This is a genomic window from Mesorhizobium sp. M7A.F.Ca.MR.362.00.0.0, from assembly GCF_004023175.1.
GTDB lineage: Bacteria > Pseudomonadota > Alphaproteobacteria > Rhizobiales > Rhizobiaceae > Mesorhizobium.
This window is the reverse complement of record NZ_RZTF01000604.1, coordinates 451-2,008: the sequence shown is the minus strand read 5'-3', so window position 1 is coordinate 2,008 and position 1,558 is coordinate 451. Positions and strand designations below refer to the sequence as shown.

At 64.2% G+C, this 1,558-nt stretch carries 1 protein-coding gene and 1 pseudogene; both read left to right on the top strand.

Going from position 1 to position 1,558, the window contains the following annotated elements; translation table 11 throughout:
• Positions 1 to 765 (top strand): annotated as a pseudogene (locus EOC06_RS35825) (TniB family NTP-binding protein); the annotation flags it as partial.
• A 95-nt stretch (positions 766 to 860) separates the two neighbouring features.
• On the top strand, positions 861 to 1,558 hold a 698-nt coding region (locus tag EOC06_RS35820; RefSeq protein WP_245470380.1), incomplete at its 3' end, for a TniQ family protein.

Sequence of the window (1,558 nt, the reverse complement as noted above, 5' to 3'; positions counted from 1 at the left end):
GCATGAACGCCTTGCCGAGTTGCTGTCCCGGCCGCCGGCGTTGCGGACCCGAGGCCTGATGCTCGTCGGACCCTATGCCAACGGCAAGACGATGATCGCCGAACGGTTTGCTGTCGAACATCTGAGAACCGCCGAGCAGCAGCGGGTGTGGGTGGTCCAGACGCGTGAGGGTGCGGGCCTCGCCCATTTCTATGAAGCATCCTCGAGGCATTGCGAGCGCCAACCGGCATGGGTCGTGGTGTCGGCCGCAAAGCCGAGCAAATCGATCGCCTGTTCGACAGCCTGAAGCCCAGGATGCTGATCTTCGACGAATTCCACAATGCGCTGCGGGGCCGATCGCGGGACGTCGAGGCGGTTCTTGCCTTCCTCAGAAGGATCGGCCGCCAGTTCGACATTTCACCGATTCTGATCGGTGAGGTCGCGGTGTACGACTTCATCAACCAGACCGCCGAAATGGCGACCCGGTTCGACCTGCATGCAGTGCCGCGATGGCAATATGGCGAGGAGTTTTTCGCGCTGCTCAACAGCCTCGAAGCCGCCTTGCCGCTCGCCCGCGCTTCCGATCTCTCGGATGAACCGATGGCGCGGATGATCTTTCAGCTCTCCGAGGGCCTGATCGGCGAGATCGTGGCGATCGTCTCTGCGGCGGCCGTGGCGGCGGCAAGGTCTGGCGCGGAGCGGATAACGAAAACGGGCATCGAGGCGCTGCGCTACATCCCCGTCTCGAAGCGCCGCCGGGCGCCGGTGCGTGACCGCCTGCTGTGAGCGGAGCACGCTTCGCCATCGAGATCCGTGAGCGATACGGGGACGTCGTTCGGGATCGGTGGTCCGTTTCCATTGACCCGCAGCCGGATGAGCTATTGTCGAGCTGGCTCCACCGCCTTGCCATCGCCAACGGTATCGCGCCGCGGCCATTCGCCGGCGTCTTGGGGCTTGGTGACGGAATGGGGTCGTCCCGCCTCGACCATAGCCTAACGCACGGTGTCGCGACCCTGCTCCAACAACAGGCGGATATTGCAACGGAAGCGTTGTCGGCGATGACGATGACCGGTCCAGCGTTGACGCCGCTCCTGCTGCCGTTGCGCGAGAACGTCCGCCCGAACCGTTCGACCTGGACGCAGTATTGTCCCCAGTGCCTTGCCGGCGACCAGGCGCCGTATTTTCGCCGGCACTGGCGGCTGGCGACGCGCATCTCGTGCTTCGTGCATGGTCGCGGTCTTCGGGATCGATGTCCCGCCTGTCGCAGCGGGATTGCATCCTTCGACCAGACCGACCTGATGCCGCAGCACTTTTGCGCCCGATGCGCCTTCGCTCTGCGCACGGCATCGAAGGTCTTCGTCAAAACGTCGGCACGACGGCTGGAACGGTCGATCGACGATATCTGCAAGGTGGGGATGGCCAAGGGATCGATGACGATCGGCGACCTGACTTCGCGGCTGCTGGGCGCGCCTGTCATTGCAGGCGTCTCATTGGGCAAGACGCTCACGAACCTGTCCACGTCCTCGCGCATCCGCTGCTTCGAATGGCTCGCGGACAAGCCTGTCGGCTGGTTGACGGC